The sequence below is a fragment of the Janthinobacterium darwini genome (assembly GCF_051380905.1).
Lineage (GTDB): Bacteria > Pseudomonadota > Gammaproteobacteria > Burkholderiales > Burkholderiaceae_D > Janthinobacterium.
In genome coordinates, this window is sequence record NZ_JBNYXX010000001.1 from 464238 (window position 1) to 482259 (window position 18022).

Genomic DNA, 18022 nt, shown 5'->3' on the forward strand with positions numbered 1-18022 from the left:
TATCATCATGACTACTTTACCCGAACCGACACTGCGTCCCGCTCTGGTTGCCGATGCGCCCGCCATCGTTGCCCTGATCGATGACCTGATGCCCTTTCTGACTCTGCACCCGGATGGCGCAGGGGCGGAAAAGTTCATCGAACACTGCCGCCAGCCGGCTATCGAAAACTATTTGTCGCTACCGAATTACCATTACCAGCTCGCGCATATCGATGGCGCGCTGGCCGGCGTGGTGGCCATGCGCGACAACACGCACCTGTTCCACATGTTCGTGCCGCGCGCCCTGCACCGGCGCGGCATGGCGCGCCGCCTATGGCAGGCCGCCCGCGCTGCGTCGCTTGCCAGGGGCGGCGTGACGGCATTTACCGTCAATTCATCGGCCTACGCCTTGCCCCTGTATGAAAGCCTGGGCTTTGTCGCCACGGGACCGAAGGTGGAGACGGGCGGCATCGCGTTTGTGCCGATGCGCATGGAGCTGTAAAAATAAGCCCGAGGCCAAAGCCGGGTCAGACCCGGCGGGTCTGACCCCAGTTTTTGCTTGCGGGCTTATTACCAGCGCACGATCTTGCCCGGATTCATGATGTTCTTCGGGTCCAGCGCGTGTTTCAAGGCGCGCATGGTGTCGATGGCCCCTTCGCCATGTTCTTCCACCAGGAATGCCATCTTGTGCATGCCCACGCCGTGTTCGCCCGTGCAGGTGCCGTCCATGCCAATGGCGCGCGTGACCATGTCGCTGTTGACTTTTTCCGCGCGGGCGATGTCGGCGGGATCATCTGGGTCGACCAGCATCTGCACGTGGAAATTGCCGTCGCCCACGTGGCCGATGATGGCGTAGACCAGGCCTTGCGCTTCGCAATCGGCCTTGGTGGCCAGGATGCATTCGGCCAGGCGCGAAATGGGCACGCAGCAATCGGTGGAAATGGCGCGGCTGCCGGGGCGCATCTGCAGCAGGGCGAAATACGCGTTGTGGCGCGCGGCCCACAGGCGCGAGCGCTCTTCGGGGCGGCTGGCCCATTCGAAATCGCTGGCGCCGTGCTCCGCCGTGATGGCTTGCACCAGTTGCGCCTGCTCGGCCACGCTGGCTGGCGTGCCGTGGAATTCAAACAATAACAGTGGCTTTTGCGGCAGCGCCATTTTGTCGTAGGCATTGATGGCCTTGACGCCATTTTCATCGAGAAACTCGACCCGCGCCACGGGCACGCCCATCTGGATGGTCTGGATCACGGCGTTGACGGCTTCGCCCGTGCCGGGGAAGGAGCAGACGGCCGCCGAGATCGCTTCCGGCAGCGGATACAGTTTCACCGTCACTTCCGTGATGATGCCCAGCGTTCCCTCGCTGCCCACGAACAATCGTGTCAGGTCGTAGCCGGCCGACGATTTTTTCGCCCGCGTGCCCGTCTTGATGATGCGGCCATCGGCCGTCACCACCGTCAGGGCCAGCACGTTTTCGCGCATGGTGCCGTAGCGCACGGCGTTCGTGCCCGAGGCGCGCGTCGCCGCCATGCCGCCCAGCGATGCATTGGCGCCCGGGTCGATGGGGAAGAACAGGCCCGTGTCGCGGATTTCCTCGTTCAGCTGCTTGCGCGTCACGCCTGCCTGCACGGTGGCCGTCAAGTCTTCATGATGCACGGCCACCATGGCGTTCATTTGCGACAGATCAATCGTCACGCCACCATGCAGGGCCAGCACGTGGCCTTCGAGCGAGGTGCCACTGCCATAGGCGATGATGGGTACGTCGTGCGCACTGCACAGCTTGACGGCGGCCGCCACTTCTTCGGTGGAATGGGCGAAGATGACGGCGTCCGGTAACATGGGGGGATAGCTGGACTCGTCGCGGCCATGGTGCTCGCGCATGGCTTGCGTCATGGAAAAGCGGTCGGCAAAGATCAGGGAAAGTACGGCAGCAAGGGATGCGGGCAGCGGTTTTTTCAGTACCGCCAACTGGTCAGTTTGATTCACGCGAGTCCTCCGTTTTTTTTATTCTACTCCGCGGCCGGGGATTCCACCGAGGCACTATATTGATTTTTTGCCTGGCGTAAAAAAATTGCAGGGTATGCCGTGCATTGATTGTAAATGAGAATCATTTCTATTAAAATGTCCGCCAGTAGTTATTTTGCAATGCGAGCTTCAACCCGAAAGGCCATGCCATGAAATTCCCCCTGTCCCTCGCCGCTGTCCTGCCCGCCTGCGTGCTGGCGCTGAGCGCCTGTAGCAGCGTCGCACCGTTGGCCAACACGACAGCCGCGTCCGCTTCTGCGCAAGACGTGCGCCAGTTGGGGGAGATCGTCGACCTGCGCAGCGGCCAGCGCCTGAGCGCCGAACAATTGCTGTCCCAGCTGGCCGCCGCTCCACGGCTCATCATCGGCGAACAGCATGACCAGCTCAGCCATCACCAGATCGAGCAATGGCTGGTGCAGCAATTGCAGGGCCAGCGTCCGCAAGGCAGCGTGCTGCTGGAAATGCTGAACCCGGACCAGCAAGCCAGGGTGGACAAGCTCAAGCCGTGGCTGCAGACGGACCCGGTCGTGCGTCCCGAACACGTGACCGAGATGCTGGCCTGGCAACCGAGCTGGAAATGGGAGCAATATGGCGAGCTGGTGATGACGGTGATGCGTGCGCCGTATCCCGTCTGGTCGGCCAACCTGGACCGCAGCGAAATCAAGCAACTGTTTGTCGACCGGCCGGCCGTGCAGGGCAAGCACTCCAACCTGGCCAACGATGGCAAGGTGCATGACAAACTGAAAGACATCATCCGCGTCATGCATGACAACCAGATTGACGCACCGCGCCTGGCTGCCATGTTGTCGGTGCAGCAGCAGCGCGACCGCCGCATGGCCGAGCGCCTGCTGGCCGCGCCCGCGCCAGCCGTGCTGATCGCCGGCGCCTACCATGCGCACAAGGACCTGGGCGTGCCGCTGCACGTGCAGGACTTGACGGGCGGCCCCGCGCCGCTCGTGCTGGTGCTGGCGCAGCGCGGCGCCACGGTGCTGGCGTCCCAGGCGGACTTTGTGTGGTTCACGCCGGCAGTGGCAACTGCCGCCATCGCCAGTGCCAAATAATTCCTTGTATTTCCGTCGGGCGTACTGTCCGGCACTCTCCCCCAGCAAGCTCCGCCATAACAGCCAGGTAGTTCGTCCGATTTTTTGCATGCGCATGCGCGCCTGTCGTACACGCGCGAAAAGACCAGCCAGCCTACCGCGATCGCCAGCGCGTGGTTTGGCGCGTGCGACATCAGTGAGCTGCCCAGCACGTATCTTGCGCCTGTCGGTGCAAAACGCCATAAACAAGAATTATTTGGAAGCGCTGAACCGTCTGAATTCGATGCCGTCGCAGTCGAACGACAATACGCCGATGAGTACGGCGCGGGGAAGGACGTATGTGGCGGGGCTGGAGTACCGGTTCTAATTTAACGCTGGGGTCAGACCCGGCGGGTCTGACCCCAAATTAGGCCAGCGTTTAATACTCGCGTGGTGTCGTTCCGTAGTAACTATGGATGGAATTGGCCCACGTGGTATCGGCCATGTTCGGCCAGTTATCCGTGTCGAAGCCGGGCGCGTTTTCGATGCGTTCCTTGTCGACGTTGAGGGTGAAGCGCTTGTTGACGGTGTCGAGCAGCAGCGCTTCCCAGGGCACGGCGAACAGCTTTTCGCCGATGGTGAAGACGCCGCCGTGCGACATGACAGCATAGGCGATCTTGCCGCTGCGCATGTCGATCATGATTTCCTTGATTTCGCCCAGGTGTTCATCCTTGGCGTTGTGCACATGGTCGCCGATCAGGGTGTCGGCGCCCATCAGTTCAGGGCCGGGGCCTTTGTGGCCGCGGTTGACATACATGCCGTAGGCGTCGCGTTCTTCGTAGCTCATGATGTACCTCCGTTGAAAAATCCCAGTTTGCGGCCGGAGCGCGGCAGGGTCTGTTCGCTCTCCCACACAAAGTATGGAGTTGGAAATATTTCAATTATTGCCATTGGGTAATTTTGTGGTGCGTAGACCGCAGGAGCGGGGCGATAGTCGGCATTTGGCGCAAATTTCCACGCGTGGGGAGCGCCGCAGGCGGGCTTTAGTGTATAATTTCAATTTCCCGCACGTGCCGTTCGGCACCATCTGCAATGACCAAATTTGTCTTCGTCACTGGTGGCGTTGTGTCTTCCCTTGGAAAAGGGATTGCCGCCGCCTCCCTCGCCGCGATCCTCGAATCGCGCGGCCTTAAAGTCACCATGCTCAAGCTCGACCCGTATATCAACGTCGATCCTGGCACGATGAGCCCTATGCAACACGGTGAAGTATTCGTCACCGATGACGGGGCCGAAACCGACCTCGACCTCGGTCACTACGAGCGCTTCATCTCCACCCGCATGAAAAAGGTGAATAACTTCACCACTGGCCAGATCTATGAATCGGTGATCCGCAAGGAACGCCGGGGCGAATATCTGGGCAAGACCGTGCAGGTGATTCCGCACATCACCAATGAAATCCAGGATTACATCCGCCGTGGCGCCGAAGGCTACGACGTGGCCCTGTGCGAAATCGGCGGCACCGTCGGCGATATCGAATCGCTGCCATTCCTGGAAGCGGCGCGTCAGCTGAGCCTGCGCGCCGGCCGCAAGAACACGGCCTTCGTCCATCTGACCCTGGTGCCTTACATCGCCTCGGCCGGTGAATTGAAGACCAAGCCGACCCAGCATTCGGTGCAAAAGCTGCGTGAAATCGGCATCATGCCAAACGCATTGCTGTGCCGCGCCGACCGCGCCATCCCGGAAGACGAGCGTGCAAAAATCTCGCTGTTCTCGAATATCGAAGAGCAGGCCGTCATCTCCGTGTGGGACGTCGACACCATCTACAAAGTGCCGCAGATGCTGCACGACCAGGGCCTCGACAAGATCATCTGCGACGCGCTGGACCTCGATCCTGCGCCGGCCGACCTGTCGATCTGGAGCAAGCTGATCTATACGATGGAACACCCGAAGGCGGAAGTGACCGTCGGCATGGTCGGCAAGTATGTCGAGCTGACCGAGTCGTACAAGTCGCTGATCGAAGCGCTGCGCCACGCCGGCATCCACACGGAAAGCCGCGTCAACATCGAGTACATCGATTCGGAAGAAATCGAAACGACGGGTTGCGACAACCTGGCCAAGTACGATGCCATCCTGGTACCGGGCGGCTTCGGCAAGCGCGGCGTGGAAGGCAAGATCAAGGCGGCTCAGTTCGCCCGTGAGCACAAGATCCCTTACCTGGGCATCTGCCTGGGCATGCAAGTGGCCCTGATCGAGTACGCGCGCAACAAGGCTGGCATGCCGAACGCGAATTCGACCGAGTTCGACCTTGATACGGATCAACCTGTCGTTGCACTGATCAATGAGTGGCAAAACCACGATGGTAAAGTCGAGTTGCGCGATGAAAACTCGGACCTGGGCGGTACCATGCGCCTGGGCGCGCAGACCTGTGCCGTCAATCCGGGCACCCTCGCTGCCGAGATCTACGGCAGCGTGGTGACCGAGCGTCACCGCCATCGCTACGAAGCCAATAATCACTACCTGGCCCGTGTCGAAGCGGCTGGCATGATCGTGTCGGCCCGCACGCCGAGCGAAGATTTGTGCGAAATCATGGAATTGCCACGTACGGGCGACAATGCCCACCCATGGTATATGGGCGTGCAATACCATCCTGAGTTCAAGTCGACGCCACGCACCGGCCATCCCTTGTTTACCTCGTTCATCAAGGCAGCGTTGGCGCACAAGGAAGCCAACGCCGCTGCGGAATAACGCGGGTCGATTGCGACAGTATTACCCGTAAGACAGCTCCCGGCCAGATGGTTCCCGCCGGGAGTTTCTTTGCCCCCTTTGTGCAATTGCGCATCAGTACGCAGTGTGCAGCCCCTGTTACGCTTAACTTTGGAGAATGACATGAGTGCTATTGTTGATATTATCGGTCGCGAGATCCTGGACTCGCGCGGCAATCCGACCGTCGAATGCGATGTGTTGCTGGAATCGGGCGTGATGGGCCGTGCGGCCGTGCCGTCGGGTGCCTCGACCGGTTCGCGTGAAGCCGTGGAATTGCGCGATGGCGATGCCAAGCGCTACTTCGGCAAAGGCGTGTTGCAAGCATGCGAAAACATCAACACCGAAATCTCCGAAGCCATCATGGGCCTGGACGCCAATGAACAGGCTTTCCTGGACCGTACCCTGATCGACCTGGACGGCACGGAAAACAAATCGCGCCTGGGCGCCAACGCCATCCTGGCCGTCTCCATGGCCGTTGCCAAGGCTGCCGCCGAAGAAGCCGGCTTGCCGCTGTACCGCTATTTCGGCGGTTCGGGCGCCATGCAGATGCCAGTGCCGATGATGAACGTGATCAACGGCGGTGCGCATGCCGACAACAACCTGGACATCCAGGAATTCATGATCATTCCCGTGGGCGCCCCGTCGTTCAAGGAAGCCGTCCGCTACGGCGCGGAAGTGTTCCACACGCTGAAAAAGATCCTGCACAAGAAGGGTCTGAACACCAACGTGGGCGACGAAGGCGGTTTCGCGCCATCGCTGGCCAATCATGAAGAAGCCATCAAGCTGATCATCCAGGCCATCGAAGAAGCGGGCTACGAGCCAGGTACGCAGATCGCCATCGGTCTCGATTGCGCCGCGTCCGAGTTCTACAAGAACGGCAAGTACGAGATGGAAGGCGAAGGCCTGAGCCTGACGGCCGCCGAGTTCACCAACCTGCTGGCAACCTGGTGCGACAAGTACCCGATCATCTCGATCGAAGACGCGATGCACGAAGGCGACTGGGACGGCTGGGCGATCCTGACGGCGGAATTGGGCAAGAAAGTGCAACTGGTCGGCGACGACCTGTATGTCACCAACACCAAGATCCTGAAAGAAGGCATCTCGAAAGGTATCGCCAACTCGATCCTGATCAAGATCAACCAGATCGGCACCCTGACGGAAACCTTCGCCGCCATCGAAATGGCCAAGCGCGCCGGCTACACGGCCGTCATTTCGCACCGCTCGGGCGAAACGGAAGACTCGACTATCGCCGATATCGCCGTGGCCACGAACGCCCTGCAGATCAAGACCGGCTCGATGTCGCGTTCGGACCGCATGGCCAAGTACAACCAGCTGCTGCGTATCGAAGAGGACCTGGGCGATATCGCCAGCTACCCTGGCCGCGATGCGTTCTATAATCTGAAGTAAGCTGATGTAAAACCCACTGGCCGGCCGGAGATATCCGGCCGGTTTTTTAACTGAATGTCCCATGCGCCTGATTACGCTCGCCCTGGCAGCCCTGCTGCTGCTGATCCAATTTCCCCTCTGGCTGGGTAAAGGCGGCTGGCTGCGTGTTGCCGACATGGAAGCCCAAGTGGCGGTGGCCAATAAGAAGAACATGGAATTGAAGGCGCGAAACGCCAAGCTCGAATCCGAAGTGCGCGACCTGAAAGATGGCACGGGCGCCGTCGAGGAGCGTGCCCGCTATGAGTTGGGCATGGTCAAACAGAATGAGATTTTCGTGCAGATCGTGCGCAAGGGACAAACCCCGCCACTGCTGGAAACGCCGGTGGACGCTGCTGCGCCACACTAAGGGTGTACTAACTTTCCCACTTGCCAGCCTGGACCGATTGCCAGGCTGACATATCATTACTACCTTGTATTGCTACTCTGTACTGCTGCACACGACTGGCCGCATGGCGCGGCGTGCTGCTTTTGCCTTGCTGTTTGCTGATCAGAAACGGGCTTTGCCGGTCGAGATCAGGTAGAAATGGATGCCGGTGACCACGACGGCCACGGCGATCAGTGCGGTTTCGAGAAATATCATCAAAGTTCCTTTTAAATTGGTGGTGCCTGAATAGCTTAAAAAACGTCCAGGGCAAGGCGCCAAGCTGCAGGCAGTACGAACGTACCGCAAGGCGCAGGCAACGCCGCCATGAACGTTTTTTAGCCGCGCGAAGCCAGGAAGCGCAGTTCCGAGGCCAGATTCGGCATCAGGTTTTCGTGACGGGCCGCTTCCGAGTTCAGCAGGGCGATGTCGCGCTTGCTTGGGCGCACATAGCGCTGTTCTTCGGTATGGTTGGTGGTCGTGGCGATGACTTCCTTCTGTGCCAGTTCGCTGTACGGCTTGGAAGCGAGCAGGGCGCCCAGGAAGGCGCGCGTGGCGCGGCCCAGGTTGCTGAAATAGTTGTCGTCGTTGCTGTAGGTGTTGGTAAAAGTGGACATATGCCCTCCATGAATGGTCTGTTGTTGCATTGCACAATAATGGAGTTCGCGATATATGTCTAATTTCAAATTCCAATTTCAGTAATTCAAGAAACGCATAATAAGGGCGTCGCCGCCGGCCACGCCCTCAAAATGAATTTGTTACGAAATGTTTATCCGGCGGCGATGCGTCCCAGGCCCGGATCATCACTGAAAAAGCCGTCCAGTCCCGTTTCGATATAGCGCCGCATTTCCGCCACGGAACCCGCTTCATTACGCGCATTTTCGCCATTGCCATCGCGGAAATCGGCTGCCAGGAAACGGTTTTCCGGGCGGAAGGTCCAGGTGTGCAACAGCAAGCCGGCCTGGTGCGCATCGTCGACGATGGTTGTGGGCGCGGCCAGGCGCTGGTCGGCGCCCAGCGGGATGACGCCCCGCGTGGGCGGCGCCACCACGTCCGCGTAGGCGGCGATGTCGCGCAGGCCGGCCGGCGTCGTCATCTGGCCGAAGGTCAGCTTGCCACCGGCTTTGACCACGTCCATCGGGCGCACATCGCCGCCCACCACCAGTTGCATCAGGCGCACGTTGGCGCGCCGTCCCAGCTTTTCGCGCAAATATTTCAGATTCGCCACTTCGAAGGACTGGATCTCGATGGGCGCGCGGCGCGTGTATTCGTGCGCCAGCATCGTCGAGAGGAAACGGTCTTCCAGCGCCAGGCCCGCATCGCGGAAATACGTCGAACTTTTCAGCTCCGGCACGAGGCCGATGATACGTCCGCTGGCGGCAGATTGCGCTGCAACAAAATCGATGATTTCTTCCCAGGTGGGGATCTGAAATTGTCCATCGTACAAGGTGTTGCCGGTGCGAACTTTCGGCAACCGTTCGATGGCGCGCAGTGTTTTCAGTTCCGCCAGCGTGAAGTCGTCGACGAACCAGCCCTCGTGCCATTCGCCATCGACCATCTTCTTGCCGCGCCGGCTGGCAAATTCAGGACGGCGCGCCACGTCGGTGGTGTCGATCAGATTGCTTTCGTGACGCGCCACGAGGATGCCGTCGCGCGTGGCCACCAGGTCCGGCTCGACATAGTCGGCGCCGTCGAGGATGGCTTTGGCGTACGAAGCCAGCGTATGCTCGGGGCGCAGGGCGCTGGCGCCCCGGTGGGCGAACACCAGTGGGCGGCTGGGGGGCGTGGCCAGCAGGCCGGCGGCAAAGCCGGGCGCGGCGGCCAGGGCCAGGCCGCCCACGGCCGCCTGGACGAAGTTGCGGCGGGAAAAGTGCCGATGCGGGAGGATAGGCTCGCGCATCAGAAGTCCGCCGTCAGGGTCAAAAAGCCCTGGCGCGGGGCGATGGGGAAGGTGTTGTAGGTCTTGTCGGCCGCACCCACCACCACGTTCAGCGAACCTTCGCGGTTGGCCAGGTTGCTGACGTTCAAGCGCCAGCGGGGGTTTTTCAGCCAGCTGGCCATGGCCGGCAGCTTGCCCGACACGCCCAGTCCCATCAGGAAATAGCTGGGCACGGACAAATCATTGGTGTATGTCGCGTAGCGCTTGCCCACATAGTCACCCGTCAGTTGCACTTCGATATCGCCAAAGGTGGCCGAGGCCACGAACTTGTTCAGCCATTCCGGCGAACCGGGTACGTTCTTGCCGGCCGTCAATACCAGCGCGGCGCCATTGCTGTAATTGTCCGCGTATTGCGAACGGTTGTACGACAGGGCATTGTAGAACGAAAAATTGTTGCCAAAGTGCACGGTTCCAGCGATGTCGATGCCGTCCGTACGCACGCTGCCCACGTTGGCCAGCACGGGGTTGCCACCGATGATGGAGGAAATCACGGGCGTCGGGCTGATTTGCAGCAAACGGTTGCTGAAATCGACGTGGTACACATTGACCTGGCCATCGATGGCCGTGATGGCACCCAGGTTCAGGGCATGGCTGCCGCGCACGCCCACTTCATAGGTGAGGGCCGTTTCCGGCTTGGCGTCGCGCTTGAACAGGTCGAAGGCGGCCTGGCTCGACAAGCTCCATGGCGAAGCGCCGCCGCCGCCATAGGTGACGAACTGGCGCATGTTTTTCTGGATATTGAAGTAGAGCTGGTCTTGCGGCGTGAAGTCCCAGCGCGCGCCCACTTGCGGCAAGAACCATTTTTTCGTGTTGATGGTGCCGACCGGCAAGGCCGTCGAGCCACCGGAAATGGCGCCCAGGGCCGGCTGCACGGGAAATTGGCCATCGGCAAACTGCAGGCTGGACTTGAAGCCGGCCTGCAGGGCGATATCGGGACGGATGCGCCACTCATCCTGCAAGTGCAGCTGCACCACCTTGTTGTCGATCTCGCTGCCGTACTGCGTGATCAAAGGATTGCTGGGGCGGTCATACGGCGAAGTGGGATTGTTGACGTCCAGCGCATACCAGCGGCGGTAGGCGGACGAGCGGTTCTGCTCCAGCCACAGGCCCGCTTCCAATTGATGCTCGCCGATTTCCTTGCGCAGCGTGGAAATGAAGCCGCCCCGCTTGATGTCGTATTCCGTGGTGCGCACGGCGTAGCCCGAGTTGCCGAACACCTGTTTCAGGTTCTGTTTCGGGTAGTACACGCTGAACAGGCCAGGCAAGCCGGCCACGCCGATGGGACCGGCCACTACGCCCGCGCCGTCATCCTTGTGGTAATACACCTGGTTCGCCCAGGTCGTGCCTTCGCCCAGGTTGGCGTCGAACTTGGCGTAGGCCAGGTAATCGGTGCGCTGCGCATCGCTGTAGTAATTGCGGTAATTGTTGCCGTCGGCAGCAGGCGTGGCGCCCGTCGGCGACAAATAATTCAGGGCCGCCTTGAAGTCCGGGTACAGGAAGGGGCGCGTGTACGGCGCGCTCTTCTCCCCGGCCACGTGCACGGTGCTGTCTTCGTTCGGCTCGATCTTGTCCGAGTAATTGAAGAACAGGGTCAGCTTGCCCGCGTCGCTGCGGTTGACGTATTTGGCATTGAACTGATCGCCGCCCTGGCGCGCATCGAAGTCCCAGGCCCGTGCTTCGTGGTGCAGGATGGAAAAGTAGGCGCTGCTGCCGTCGCCGAAGGCACCCGTGTCGTAGCGGGCAAACGTGCGCGAAGTGCGGTGGCTGCCCACCGTTTGCTGCACGCTGGCACCCTGCGTGGCCAGCGGGTCGCTGGAATAGGTTTCGATGGTGCCACCCAGGTTGCTGGTCGAGGCCGTGGCCAGGTCGCCTGCGCCCGACGACAGCACGACGCTGCGCACGTTTTCGCTGATGACGGCGCGCTGCGGCGACAGGCCGTTGTAGTTGCCGTACTGCTGGTCGCCCAGCGGCACGCCATCCATGGTGTAGCCGAGTTGCTGGCCGGAGAAACCATGCACGAACAGCGACAGGTTTTGCTCGTTGTTGCCCCATGGGTCGGCCGTCTGGAAGCTGACGCCAGGCAAGGTTTGCAGGGCTTTCAGGGGATTCGTGCCTGGCAGGATTTTCTGGATTTCATTCTTGCTCAAGGCCACGGAGGAGCGCGTCTTGCGCGAGGAAATCTCCACGGTGGTCATGGGGGCATTGTCGTCGGCTGCAGCAGCCGTTGCAGCGGCCATGTCGGCGGCGGCGGACGCCACGGCTGCGGCCGCGGCCGTTTGGGCCAGCGCCGGCAGGGAGAGGCCTGCGGCGCACGCGCCCAGCAAAACATGGAAGGAATGGCGGCGCAGGGCCAGCGTCAAGTGGGTATTCATCATCAGCCTGTGGAAAGTGGAAAGTAATACAAGCTGCGCAGCGTAACGGCGGCGCGTGACGGGCTGATGACTAACTGATGACGGAACGATGACAGTGGAAACAATTGCGCCGCCTGAAAGGCGGCGCGGAAGGATGATGGCGAAACTGTAATGCTTGCTTGAGCTTAGTTAATGCTCGCTGCCGGAGGAATCAAGACTTCGGCCGGCGCATCCGTGATGAACAGCTGCGCGCAATCGACCTTGTCGAATTCGTAGTGCTGGCCGCAGAAATCGCAGTTCACACCCACCTGACCCACTTCGTCCAGGGTACTGTTGACTTCTTCCTCGCCCAGCATCTTGAGCATATTGCCCACTTTTTCGCGCGTGCAGCTGCAATGGAAGCTCGGGTGCAGCGGGTCGAAGACGCGGACCGTTTCTTCCCAAAACAAGCGTTGCATCAGTGTATCGATGTCGGTGGCCAGGATTTCTTCCTCTTTCAGGGTCGACGCCAGCATCACGGCGCGGTGCCACGTGTCCAGTGCATCTTCTTCCGAGACGGGCGTCGCTTCGGCTTTGCCGCCATGGTGGGGCAGCTTTTGCAGCAGCAGGCCACGCGAGACGCTGTCGTCCGTGGCCAGCCACAAACGCGTGTCGAGCTGCTCCGAACGCAACATGTAGTTTTCGATCACGGTGGCCATGTCATCGCCGTCCAGCGGCACGATGCCCTGGTACGGTTGCTGGCCCGGCACCTTGTCGGCCGGGTCCAGGGTGATGATGAAGCGGCCCTTGCCCGTGGCGTTGAGCAATTGCGGCACGGTGGCGACCTCGGCAATGGTGGCGTCCGGGTCCAGCTTGGCCGTGGCGCGCAGGCGCAGGTCGGAATCGCACTCGACCACCATCAGGCGCACGGGACCGTCACCATGGATTTGCATGATGATGGAGCCGTTGAATTTCAGGTTGGCCGACAGCAGGGCGGCGGCAGCCACCATTTCGCCCAGCACTTTTTTCACGGCAGTCGGGTAGGCGTGGCGCGACACCACTTCCTGCCAGGTGTGGGAGACGTCGATGAACTGGCCGCGCACGGCGGCGTTGTCGAAAATAAATTTTTGCAGGGTATCCTGGCCGCTAACGGCTGCGCTGACTGCGCCCGTGGTTTCAGTCGTCATTCTCTTATCCAATCTTCTTGAGTTGCGTATTAAATAGCTGGCCGCGCTGCACATAGTTCACGGCGTTGCCTTGTAGCTTGGTGATATCGTCTGCCGTCAGGACCCGCACGGCTTTTGCCGGTGAGCCGATGATCAGCATATTGTCGGGAAATTCCTTGCCTTCCGTGACCAGGGCGCCTGCGCCGACCAGGCACCCTTTGCCGATCTTCGCGCCATTCAGGATCACGGCCTGGATGCCGATCAGGGCGCCATCGCCAATCGTGCATCCATGTAACATCGCCTGGTGGCCGATGGTCACGTTCTGGCCGATGTCCAGCGGGTAGCCCGGGTCCGTGTGCAGTACGGCGCCTTCCTGCACATTGCTGTTGGCGCCCACGGTGATGCGTTCATTGTCGCCGCGGATGGTGGCGCCGAACCATACGGAGGTGTTCGCTTCCAGGGTCACCTTGCCGATCACGTTGGCCGTGTCGGCTACAAAAGCGGAAGCGTCAATCTGTGGCGCATCGGCGCCCAATTGGTAGAGTGTCATCGTTAGCCTGTGGCGGTGGTGGAAGCGCCGGGCTGGGCCGGACGCGGGAGTTTTACTTACTTGCTTAGCTACTATGTACGCTATTTTACGCTGTTGCAGGGCAAGTCCTGACGCCGTGCGCTAATCCGGTATAATTATCGAACGGTCGTACTTTTATGCCGCACTATCTACAGACACAGCATGTGGCGCCATCCGCGCCACTTTCAAGGCAGGCAATGAGATGAAACCCATGAAACTTTCCCGTTCCGAATTCATCAACATCCGCGGCGCCCGCACGCATGTACGCCATTGGGGCCGCGACGGCGCGCCCATCCTGTTCATGGTGCACGGCTGGATGGACGTGGCCGCCTCGTTCCAGTTCGTCGTCGACGAGTTAGCTGGTGACTGGCACGTGATCGCGCCCGACTGGCGCGGCTTTGGTGTGAGCGACTACACGCAATCGGACACCTACTGGTTCCCCGACTACCTGGCCGACCTGGACGCCATGCTGCTGCACTATTCGCCGGACTCTCCCGTCAACCTGCTCGGTCACAGCATGGGCGCCAATGTGGCCGGCCTGTATGCGGGCGTGCGGCCCGAGCGCATCAGCCGTTTCATCAATCTGGAAGGCTTTGGCATGATGGCGACGAAGCCGGAGCAAGCCCCTGGCCGCTACGCCAAGTGGCTGGACGAATTGCGCGAGCCGCCCGTCATGCGCAGTTATCCCTCGCAGCGCGCGGTGGCCGAGCGCCTGCAAAAGACCAATCCGCGCCTGCCGGATGACCGCGCCGCCTTCCTGGCCGAGCACTGGTCGGCGCAGAACGAGGCGGGCGAGTGGGACATCATGGGCGACCCGCAACACAAGCGCGTCAATCCCATCCTGTACCAGGTGGAAGAAGTGATGGCTTGCTGGCGCCGCATCACGGCGCCCGTGCTGTGGGTGGAGGCGATTGACACAAATATGTGGCAGTGGATGGGGCCGAAGGAAGAGGCGCGCATCGAAATCGACCGGCGTCTGGCCTGCATCAAGGATGTGCGCTGCGAGATGATGCTGGACGCGGGCCACATGCTGCACCATGACCAGCCGGCGGAGCTGGCGCGCCTGGTGGAAACCTTCCTTGCGCAGTAATGCGCTGGCGCAACTGTGTCGCTAACGCGACTTCCATATCGGGCAAGCAGCGTACAATGAAAACTTCTTTCATGCTGAGCCCGTGCAGGGTATTGTTTTCGTATGCTTAAAGTCGACCTGCATTGTCATTCGAATATTTCCGACGGCGTGCTCGCGCCCGCTGCCGTGGCCGCCTACGCACGCAAGGCCGGCGTCGATGTGTGGGCGCTGACGGACCACGATGAAGTGTCCGGCGTCGCCGCCGCGCGTACGGCCGCGCTGGACCTGGGCATGCGTTTCGTGGCCGGCGTGGAAATATCCATCACGTGGGCCGGCCAGACCGTGCACATCGTGGGCTTGCAAGTCGATGAAAACAATCCAGGTCTCGTACAGGGCTTGCACCAGACACGGTCCGGGCGCGACGCGCGGGGCCGGGAGATCGCTCGCCAGCTGGATCTGGCCGGCATCCCCGATGCCTATGAAGGGGCCTTGAAATTTGTCGGCAACCCGGATCTGATGTCGCGCACGCACTTTGCCCGCTACATCGTGGAAACGGGGAAGTGCGCAAACATCCCTGACGTGTTCAAGAAATACCTGTCGGAAGGCAAGCCGGGCTATGTCGAGCACCGCTGGGCGACCCTGGCCGAAGCGGTGGGCTGGATACGCGGCGCGGGCGGCGTGGCCGTCATCGCCCATCCGGGCCGCTACCGCTTCAGCGACATGGCGCAAGGCGTGCTGTTCGATGAATTCAAGCAGCTCGGCGGCGTGGCCATCGAAGTCGTCACGGGTAGCCACAGTCCGGACCAGTATCCCGAATACGCGCAGCTGGCCAACGCTTATGGATTCCTCGCCTCGCGCGGCACGGATTTCCATGCGCCGGGCGAGTCGCGCGTGGATTTTGCCAAGCTGCCGCCGCTGCCTGCCAACGTGACACCCATCTGGCACGACTGGTTTTAAGGCACGGCTGGCCTGCGCCTGCCGCGCAGGGCTTGAAAAGTCGCGACCGCATACTTATCTTTTAGTTATTATTGTTTTTCGGAGCCATCGCCCATGAAACGTATCGTCCTCTTTATCGCCACCAACCTGGCCGTGATGCTGGTGCTGTCGCTCGTCCTCAGCTTGCTGGGCGTGGGCAATCCGGCGCGGGGCAGTACCCTGAACCTGGGCAGCCTGCTGGTGTTTTCGCTGGTGGTGGGCTTCACGGGCTCGATCTTTTCGCTGTTGATCAGCAAACCCATGGCCAAGTGGAGCACGGGCGCGCGCGTGATCGACAATCCGACCTCGTCGACCGAGTTGTGGCTGGTCAATACCGTACGCGCCTTGTCCGAACGGGCCGGCATCGGCATGCCGGAAGTGGCCGTGTACGAAGGCGACGCGAATGCGTTTGCCACGGGCGCCTTCAAAAACTCGGCGCTGGTGGCCGTTTCCACCGGCTTGCTGCAAAGCATGAACCGCGATGAAGTCGAGGCCGTGCTGGGCCATGAAATCGCCCACGTCGCCAATGGCGACATGGTGACGCTCACCCTGATCCAGGGCGTGGTCAATACCTTTGTCGTCTTCATGGCGCGCGTTGTTGGTTTCTTTGTCGACAATGTGCTGCTGAAAAATAACAACCGCGAAGGCGGTGGACGGGGCATCGGCTATTTCGTCACCGTCATGGTGTGCGAAGTCATCTTCGGCTTGCTCGCTTCCATCATCGTGGCCTGGTTCTCGCGCCAGCGCGAATTTCGCGCCGATGCCGGTTCCGCCAAGCTGCTGGGCAGCCCGACGCCGATGATGCATGCGCTGGCCCGCCTGGGCGGCGTGCCGCCGGGCGAACTGCCCCAATCGATGCAGGCGCTGGGCATCAGCGGCGGCAATGGCGGCTGGGGCGCGCTGTTCGCCACCCATCCACCCCTCGAACAACGCATCGCCGCGCTGCGCGGCGTACAATAATGCTAACTTAACAAGCTGGTTCGCCAGAACGCTTACACATGAGTCAATTTTTCCATATTCACCCTGAAAATCCGCAATTGCGCCTGATCAAGCAGGCGGCGCAGATCATCCAGTCCGGCGGCGTCGTGGCCTTGCCTACGGATTCCTGCTACGCGCTGGTGTGCCAGCTCGACGACAAGGGCGCCGTCGAGCGCCTGCGCCGCATCCGTGGCGTGGATGAAAAGCATCACCTGACCCTGCTGTGCCGCGATTTGAGCGAACTGGGCTTGTATGCCCGCGTGGACAACCGCCAGTTCCGCCTGCTCAAGGCGGGCACGCCGGGCGCCTATACCTTCATCCTGGAGGCGACCAAGGAAGTGCCGCGTCGCCTCAGCCATCCTTCGCGCAAGACCATCGGCCTGCGCGTGCCGCAGCACCGCATCGTGCAAAGCCTGCTGGAAGAACTGGGTCAGCCCCTGCTGGGTGCGACCCTGACCCTGCCTGGCGACGAAGACAGCCTGACGGATGCCGACACGATCCGCGAACGGCTGGAAAAGCTGGTCGACCTGATCGTCGATGGCGGCGTTTGCGCGCATGGCCCCAGTACCGTGATCGACCTGACGGGGCCGGAGCCGGAAGTGGTGCGCGTGGGACGGGGCGACCCGGCCGTGCTGGGCTTGTAGCGGCTGGCGCAGGGCGCTCGATTTACCTATCTTTAATGGCAACATAAGAAAGTGCCTGGGACGCCTCTGGTAGAATCGCGGTCATGAGCGATTTCAATACGATAGTCCAGACCGTTGCGGTGTACCTGGTACCGGTGCTGTTTGCCATTTCCCTGCATGAGGCGGCGCACGGCTACGCCGCCCGCTATTTCGGCGATCCCACGGCCTCGAACGAGGGCCGGCTGAGCCTCAATCCCATCCGGCATATCGATCCTTTCGGCACGATATTGCTGCCCTTGATACTGTATTTCACGATCCAGGTACCGTTTGGCTATGCCAAGCCGGTGCCTGTCGATTTCAGCCGCCTGCGTAATCCGAAGAAGCAGATGGCCTGGGTGGCGTTTGCCGGTCCTGGCGCCAATTTCGTCATGGGCCTGGGCTGGATGATCGCCTTTGTCGTCCTCAGCGTGATGCCGCCGACGGAGATGGGCATGTTTTTCCGCAAGATGGCCGGCGCCGGCGTCAGCGTGAATGCGGCCATGTTTGTCTTTAACCTGATTCCCGTGCCGCCCCTCGATGGTGGGCGCATCATGACGGGCTTGCTGCCGATGCAGCTGGCGCGTCCTTACGCCAGCATCGAGCGCTACGGCCTGTATGTGTTCGGCGCCCTGGTGCTGCTGATGTACACGGGTATCTTGAACCGCGCCCTGCTGACGGCGATCGAATTTGTGATTGGCATTTTTGTCACCCTGGTCACGCCCCTGACGGCCATATTGACTTGAAACAA

17 protein-coding genes are annotated in these 18022 nt (G+C 61.0%); 10 read left to right on the forward strand and 7 right to left on the reverse strand.

Translation table 11 applies throughout. The annotated features are described in order from the left end of the window. Positions 1 to 7: 7 nt before the first annotated feature. Complete coding sequence (locus tag ACQ4WZ_RS02100) at positions 8 to 481, forward strand: GNAT family N-acetyltransferase (protein ID WP_243857968.1); 474 nt, start codon at positions 8 to 10, stop codon at positions 479 to 481. A 68-nt stretch (positions 482 to 549) separates the two neighbouring features. Here the strand turns inward: ACQ4WZ_RS02100 and ACQ4WZ_RS02105 are convergent, their stop codons facing one another. Beyond that, a complete protein-coding gene (locus ACQ4WZ_RS02105) occupies positions 550 to 1959 on the reverse strand; it encodes an FAD-binding oxidoreductase (protein WP_436572459.1) in 1410 nt (469 codons plus the stop codon). Positions 1960 to 2147: 188 nt separating this feature from the next. Here ACQ4WZ_RS02105 and ACQ4WZ_RS02110 point away from each other — a divergent pair, with 188 nt between their 5' ends. Then, complete coding sequence (locus tag ACQ4WZ_RS02110; protein ID WP_436572460.1) at positions 2148 to 3059, forward strand: ChaN family lipoprotein; 912 nt, start codon at positions 2148 to 2150, stop codon at positions 3057 to 3059. Positions 3060 to 3456: 397 nt separating this feature from the next. Here the strand turns inward: ACQ4WZ_RS02110 and ACQ4WZ_RS02115 are convergent, their stop codons facing one another. Next, positions 3457 to 3864 carry a PRC-barrel domain-containing protein gene (locus ACQ4WZ_RS02115; RefSeq protein WP_099420585.1) on the reverse strand — a complete coding sequence of 136 codons (408 nt, stop codon included), beginning with the start codon at positions 3862 to 3864 and terminating at the stop codon, positions 3457 to 3459. Positions 3865 to 4109: 245 nt separating this feature from the next. Between ACQ4WZ_RS02115 and pyrG the strand changes: the two genes are divergently transcribed. The 3 genes from pyrG to ftsB all read left to right on the forward strand — a co-directional run bounded on the left by pyrG (position 4110) and on the right by ftsB (position 7572). After that, entirely contained in the window at positions 4110 to 5762 is a 1653-nt protein-coding gene (gene pyrG, locus ACQ4WZ_RS02120) for a CTP synthase (protein ID WP_101482323.1), read from the forward strand. A gap of 141 nt (positions 5763 to 5903) precedes the next feature. Then, positions 5904 to 7187 (forward strand): phosphopyruvate hydratase, encoded by a 1284-nt coding sequence (gene eno / locus ACQ4WZ_RS02125; protein WP_436572461.1) that lies wholly within the window; start codon positions 5904 to 5906, stop codon positions 7185 to 7187. A gap of 61 nt (positions 7188 to 7248) precedes the next feature. Further along, positions 7249 to 7572 (forward strand): cell division protein FtsB, encoded by a 324-nt coding sequence (ftsB, locus tag ACQ4WZ_RS02130; protein WP_035821182.1) that lies wholly within the window; start codon positions 7249 to 7251, stop codon positions 7570 to 7572. A gap of 353 nt (positions 7573 to 7925) precedes the next feature. Here the strand turns inward: ftsB and ACQ4WZ_RS02135 are convergent, their stop codons facing one another. From ACQ4WZ_RS02135 to ACQ4WZ_RS02155, 5 genes are all read right to left on the reverse strand, one after another. Continuing rightward, positions 7926 to 8204 (reverse strand): hypothetical protein, encoded by a 279-nt coding sequence (locus tag ACQ4WZ_RS02135; protein ID WP_436572462.1) that lies wholly within the window; start codon positions 8202 to 8204, stop codon positions 7926 to 7928. A 152-nt stretch (positions 8205 to 8356) separates the two neighbouring features. After that, on the reverse strand, positions 8357 to 9487 hold the full coding sequence (locus tag ACQ4WZ_RS02140; RefSeq protein ID WP_101482321.1) for a glycerophosphodiester phosphodiesterase: 1131 nt from the start codon (positions 9485 to 9487) through the stop codon (positions 8357 to 8359). Further along, on the reverse strand, positions 9487 to 11901 hold the full coding sequence (locus tag ACQ4WZ_RS02145; RefSeq protein ID WP_436572463.1) for a TonB-dependent receptor: 2415 nt from the start codon (positions 11899 to 11901) through the stop codon (positions 9487 to 9489). The genes ACQ4WZ_RS02140 and ACQ4WZ_RS02145 overlap by 1 nt, the downstream gene beginning before the upstream one ends. 161 nt (positions 11902 to 12062) lie before the next feature. Then, the gene (gene hslO / locus ACQ4WZ_RS02150) at positions 12063 to 13043 is read right to left on the reverse strand and encodes an Hsp33 family molecular chaperone HslO (RefSeq protein ID WP_436572464.1); all 981 of its coding nucleotides are present in this window, start codon (positions 13041 to 13043) and stop codon (positions 12063 to 12065) included. A gap of 4 nt (positions 13044 to 13047) precedes the next feature. After that, entirely contained in the window at positions 13048 to 13572 is a 525-nt protein-coding gene (locus tag ACQ4WZ_RS02155) for a gamma carbonic anhydrase family protein (RefSeq protein WP_436572465.1), read from the reverse strand. 229 nt (positions 13573 to 13801) lie between these two features. Between ACQ4WZ_RS02155 and ACQ4WZ_RS02160 the strand changes: the two genes are divergently transcribed. The 5 genes from ACQ4WZ_RS02160 to ACQ4WZ_RS02180 all read left to right on the forward strand — a co-directional run bounded on the left by ACQ4WZ_RS02160 (position 13802) and on the right by ACQ4WZ_RS02180 (position 18017). Continuing rightward, on the forward strand, positions 13802 to 14680 hold the full coding sequence (locus ACQ4WZ_RS02160) for an alpha/beta fold hydrolase (RefSeq protein ID WP_436572466.1): 879 nt from the start codon (positions 13802 to 13804) through the stop codon (positions 14678 to 14680). A gap of 102 nt (positions 14681 to 14782) precedes the next feature. Beyond that, a complete protein-coding gene (locus ACQ4WZ_RS02165) occupies positions 14783 to 15616 on the forward strand; it encodes a 3',5'-nucleoside bisphosphate phosphatase (RefSeq protein WP_101482317.1) in 834 nt (277 codons plus the stop codon). Between the two features lie 93 nt (positions 15617 to 15709). Then, entirely contained in the window at positions 15710 to 16594 is an 885-nt protein-coding gene (gene htpX / locus ACQ4WZ_RS02170; RefSeq protein WP_035821167.1) for a protease HtpX, read from the forward strand. Between the two features lie 38 nt (positions 16595 to 16632). After that, on the forward strand, positions 16633 to 17256 hold the full coding sequence (locus ACQ4WZ_RS02175; protein WP_101482316.1) for an L-threonylcarbamoyladenylate synthase: 624 nt from the start codon (positions 16633 to 16635) through the stop codon (positions 17254 to 17256). Positions 17257 to 17339: 83 nt separating this feature from the next. Continuing rightward, entirely contained in the window at positions 17340 to 18017 is a 678-nt protein-coding gene (locus ACQ4WZ_RS02180) for a site-2 protease family protein (RefSeq protein ID WP_101482315.1), read from the forward strand. The last annotated feature ends 5 nt before the right edge of the window (positions 18018 to 18022 follow it).

Excerpts from the sequence above, each read along its gene's own strand:
- ACQ4WZ_RS02100 (WP_243857968.1), top strand. The coding sequence starts at position 8 with ATGACTACTTTACCCGAACCGACACTGCGTCCCGCTCTGGTTGCCGAT.
- ACQ4WZ_RS02110 (WP_436572460.1), top strand. The coding sequence starts at position 2,148 with ATGAAATTCCCCCTGTCCCTCGCCGCTGTCCTGCCCGCCTGCGTGCTG.
- ACQ4WZ_RS02115 (WP_099420585.1), bottom strand. The coding sequence starts at position 3,864 with ATGAGCTACGAAGAACGCGACGCCTACGGCATGTATGTCAACCGCGGC.
- pyrG (WP_101482323.1), top strand. The coding sequence starts at position 4,110 with ATGACCAAATTTGTCTTCGTCACTGGTGGCGTTGTGTCTTCCCTTGGA.
- eno (WP_436572461.1), top strand. The coding sequence starts at position 5,904 with ATGAGTGCTATTGTTGATATTATCGGTCGCGAGATCCTGGACTCGCGC.
- ftsB (WP_035821182.1), top strand. The coding sequence starts at position 7,249 with ATGCGCCTGATTACGCTCGCCCTGGCAGCCCTGCTGCTGCTGATCCAA.
- ACQ4WZ_RS02135 (WP_436572462.1), bottom strand. The coding sequence starts at position 8,204 with ATGTCCACTTTTACCAACACCTACAGCAACGACGACAACTATTTCAGC.
- ACQ4WZ_RS02140 (WP_101482321.1), bottom strand. The coding sequence starts at position 9,487 with ATGCGCGAGCCTATCCTCCCGCATCGGCACTTTTCCCGCCGCAACTTC.
- ACQ4WZ_RS02145 (WP_436572463.1), bottom strand. The coding sequence starts at position 11,901 with ATGATGAATACCCACTTGACGCTGGCCCTGCGCCGCCATTCCTTCCAT.
- hslO (WP_436572464.1), bottom strand. The coding sequence starts at position 13,043 with ATGACGACTGAAACCACGGGCGCAGTCAGCGCAGCCGTTAGCGGCCAG.
- ACQ4WZ_RS02155 (WP_436572465.1), bottom strand. The coding sequence starts at position 13,572 with ATGACACTCTACCAATTGGGCGCCGATGCGCCACAGATTGACGCTTCC.
- ACQ4WZ_RS02160 (WP_436572466.1), top strand. The coding sequence starts at position 13,802 with ATGAAACTTTCCCGTTCCGAATTCATCAACATCCGCGGCGCCCGCACG.
- ACQ4WZ_RS02165 (WP_101482317.1), top strand. The coding sequence starts at position 14,783 with ATGCTTAAAGTCGACCTGCATTGTCATTCGAATATTTCCGACGGCGTG.
- htpX (WP_035821167.1), top strand. The coding sequence starts at position 15,710 with ATGAAACGTATCGTCCTCTTTATCGCCACCAACCTGGCCGTGATGCTG.
- ACQ4WZ_RS02175 (WP_101482316.1), top strand. The coding sequence starts at position 16,633 with ATGAGTCAATTTTTCCATATTCACCCTGAAAATCCGCAATTGCGCCTG.
- ACQ4WZ_RS02180 (WP_101482315.1), top strand. The coding sequence starts at position 17,340 with ATGAGCGATTTCAATACGATAGTCCAGACCGTTGCGGTGTACCTGGTA.